The organism is Schnuerera sp., from assembly GCF_035459645.1.
Classification (GTDB): Bacteria; Bacillota; Clostridia; order Tissierellales; family Tepidimicrobiaceae; genus Schnuerera.
Genome location: NZ_DATHXO010000371.1, coordinates 1 through 3,813, shown reverse-complemented (window position 1 = coordinate 3,813; position 3,813 = coordinate 1). Strand labels below are relative to the sequence as shown.

Below are 3,813 nucleotides of genomic sequence, written 5' to 3'. Positions count from 1 at the left end.
TATGTTATGGACATGTTCCCAAGTACAAAAAAGACATTGAATGTCATCTGTCCATTCAACGTCTTATAACCTGTCAAACCATTAGTATAACTGAGTTTTATAGCTTTTCAATCTTCACGATAACTTCCGCCGTAGAATATTCCCAATCAGCCTTCGCTATCGCTCGTCTTCTTGGACATTCCTGACATGAGACGTACATCTGCTTCTTCAGCACGGGACAGCAAAGCTGTCCCCTACTTCACAAGCAGTGTTACGGCTTCAACGTGCCTTGAGAGGTCAATAAAGATGTCGTAAGTATATGGCATCCCCTTGGTGGTAGTATTATCTCCGAAAATAATAGCTCGATTTTTTCTTATACATTTTTTTATACATCTTTTTATATATTTAAGTTATTCCTTTCTTCATTCTAATGCTTATTAAATTAACACAACAAAACCCTCAAATCTACTCATAATTTTCTTGAGGGCTTTGCTCCATATAATTTATCTTTTACTTATCGTCATAATGTCCTTTACATTGAGTTATTTCAATTATATTATTCTGTATTCTATAAACTAATCGATTTTTATCATCAATTCTTCTTGACCACCATCCAGATAAATTACCCCTTAATGCTTCAGGTTTTCCTATTCCTTCATTGTGATTGCGATCAATGTCTTGAATAAGCTGATTTATTCTCTTTATTGTCTTTTTATCTTGTCCTTGCCAATAGATATAATCCTTCCATGCTATTTCTGTAAAATTTATCTTCATTGTTCCATTTCCTTCAACTCTTCTAATGACTTAGAAACAAACTTGCCTTCACTTGCCTCCTTAATAGATTCTTGAAGTACTTTTATATTGGATTCATTAAAAAATGGATCTACTTGTGTTGTAATTTCAAATGGTATACCACCCTGCCTAATACTTTGGCGTATGAATACATTAAAGGCTGTTGACATATTTAAGCCTAATTCTTCAAATAGGACTTCTGCTTGTTCTTTTAAATTATCATCAATACGAATATTTATTTGAGCCATATTAATCACTCCCTTTAAGTATATTATACTAAATTGTATATACAATGTCAATGCGTTGTATATATAGTTTCTTTTATCTTATGTATTTATTATAAAAATTATCAATATAATATAAGTAGATCTTGTTTAATTTATCGTTATTGCAGTAAAATTAAACCTTTTTCCCTAAAATCTCTTTTCCATCCATCATAATAAATATTGGAATATAACCATTTACCCCAGGATTCATAATCATTTTCATAAGATATCTTAAGATACCTTATCAAACCTTCAGCCATACTGGCCCCCATTACATAATTGTGAATATATACTGGATCTATACTTCTAAAGGAATCCAATGCCCAAATACTGGTATCCTTTATTTCTACACCCAATTTCTTATAATGATATTCAAACAATTCTTCTGCTCTATTTGGATGTTTCCATAGATCAAATTCATAAATGGCACTAATTGCACATCTAGTGTATTCTAATGTCATTAATTCCTGTATCCTTATTTTATCTTCACCATTTAATAATAATACAGATGCAATATACTCAAATATAACTGCCATTGACTCATCTAGACTAAAGGGTAAAATTCTAAACAATCCTTCCTCCTTGTTCAAACCATAATTCATAACATGACCCAATTCATGAAATAAGGTTCTTAAACTATCTAAAGACTTTATCGGTTCTACAGCCATTCTCATATTATTGGGTTCAAGTTCAGTGGCATATCCAGAAAATCCATCTTCTACATATTTTATTTCTACCTTTTCCATTAACCTTGGAAATCCTGATGAATTTAACAGTTTCTCGATTAACATATTAGAATCATAATCTTTATTTTTTCTATCTATTTTATCTAAGTCATCAAACCAATTTTCAAAGATAATATTATATTTTTTTATTATTTCGATTGCCTTATGAAGATTTTTCTCCAAGTAATTATGTAATAAGATATTTAATTCTTTATAATCTACACCATTGGTTTCTAATATCAAATCAGGATAGGAATCGTATCCATTTTCAATAGCCAGTGCATTTCTAATCTTCATTAACTGTAATACATCCTTTTTCATTTTATTTGCCATAACTGACCTATACCTATAATCATCTTTCTTAATTTCTTCTGATATGTCCGCACCATAGTTCTCCAAATCATCAATATAATTTCTTAGTTTTGAAACTTCTTGATTTCTATCAACCTTTTCCCTTATAATTATTAAATTAGCAACCTGACTCTCACGGTCTAATATTTCTATTTTATTTGAATATTTATTTACTAATTCATATATTTTATTATCTAGAATTCCCAGATCATGATTTCCACCCTCAAAGTAGTTATCCCATTGTTGTTCCTTTGATTCTCTATATAGTTTAAGATATTCATTTTTAAAAGTATTTAACATAACATATCTCCACGAATATGCTCACATTTCTTATCATCCAAAGAGTATATTTTATCCATTCATAATGGTTTTCTTATAGTTAATTACTTCCTAATTTTCATATGCAATATACCAAATACTGTCACCAATAAATCCCATTTTTCTATATAAATTTATTGGATTACTAATATTGTTACAGTCTCCAGATACAGTTGTAAACTTTGCCTTTTCCTTCATTCTCCTTAACAGCTCAGCAACTAGGAATTTTCCAAATCCCTTTCCTCGATATTCTGGTAGCACCTGTATCCATTCTAGTATACCCTCTTTTACAAGGGAATCAAAATCTGCAATTCCAAATGCAACGAGCATATAAATACCATTATTCATTTTATCAATAAATATCCATAGTTCATTATTATATACATCACTTTTTGTGTATTCCTTTAATTTATCTCCTCTAATGTCTGTATTTGAATAACAAATTTGGATTATAGGATCAAAGGTTCTATATCTACACTTCTCAGGTATATCTTGATTATCTATTTTCTCCAAATTATGTTTAATCCTGAAAAACTTATCCACTTTAACGAATCCCTTTTTGGTATTCGCGCATAGTCTATTCCATTCAATTTCATGATATACTTTTATATTATCAGGTATAGTGATTGTAGTTTCTTTCCAATATGGTAGTGCTGAATAATCACAAGGATTTTTTATATAGGATAATCTGTTATGTACATCATTACAATAATTATCCCAGTTTAACCGAAAGAAATCATTTGTAACAATACAATCCAATAGATCCAATGCTGATTTAACCCCTCTTTCCTTACAATCATTAACATTTATAATGTAGGCTTCCCAATCTAATATATCACTTTCTTCAATTGTTGGTATGCATTTATAACCATTTTGAATTAGGTAGGTAGTTCTAGTATGCCCATCAGTCATTACCATATCTTGTCCTAATCTTTTTATAGGTATAGGCTCAAATACATCTATATTAAATTCTTTCTCCAATAAGATTAATTTCTCTTCATTTATATAAAATTGCGATGGTTGAAGTTTACCTGCTACAATCCAGATTATCTCATTTTTATCCATTCTAATACCTCTTATTAATATCATAATTTTATTTAGAAATAGTATATCTAAGTTTTACGGAAGTTTTCACAAATATTATAAAAATCAATATAATACTTATAGTCATTGTACCATACAGACTTTATCTAATAAACCTATATTTACCATCTTACATATCCTTAGAATAATGAATTTCGCCTTAACATATACACCACATATCTTTAATGGATATGTTCCCAAGAACAGAAAAGGCATTGAATGTCATCTGCACATTCAATGCCTCATACCCTTACTATTGCTACATTCTATAGTTTTTTCAGCTTCACGATTGCTTCAAC

4 protein-coding genes are annotated in these 3,813 nt (G+C 29.6%); all 4 read right to left on the bottom strand.

Going from position 1 to position 3,813, the window contains the following annotated elements:
- Window positions 1–489: 489 nt before the first annotated feature.
- The 4 genes from VK998_RS08670 to VK998_RS08655 all read right to left on the bottom strand — a co-directional run bounded on the left by VK998_RS08670 (window position 490) and on the right by VK998_RS08655 (window position 3,496).
- Window positions 490–753 carry a Txe/YoeB family addiction module toxin gene (locus tag VK998_RS08670; RefSeq protein WP_325227682.1) on the bottom strand — a complete coding sequence of 88 codons (264 nt, stop codon included), beginning with the start codon at window positions 751–753 and terminating at the stop codon, window positions 490–492.
- Window positions 750–1,019, bottom strand: a complete 270-nt coding sequence (locus VK998_RS08665) for a type II toxin-antitoxin system RelB/DinJ family antitoxin (RefSeq protein WP_325227679.1) — start codon at window positions 1,017–1,019, stop codon at window positions 750–752. The genes VK998_RS08670 and VK998_RS08665 overlap by 4 nt, the downstream gene beginning before the upstream one ends.
- Before the next feature lie 137 nt (window positions 1,020–1,156).
- Entirely contained in the window at window positions 1,157–2,413 is a 1,257-nt protein-coding gene (locus VK998_RS08660; protein ID WP_325227677.1) for a hypothetical protein, read from the bottom strand.
- A gap of 90 nt (window positions 2,414–2,503) precedes the next feature.
- A complete protein-coding gene (locus VK998_RS08655) occupies window positions 2,504–3,496 on the bottom strand; it encodes a GNAT family N-acetyltransferase (RefSeq protein WP_325227675.1) in 993 nt (330 codons plus the stop codon).
- Window positions 3,497–3,813 lie beyond the last annotated feature (317 nt).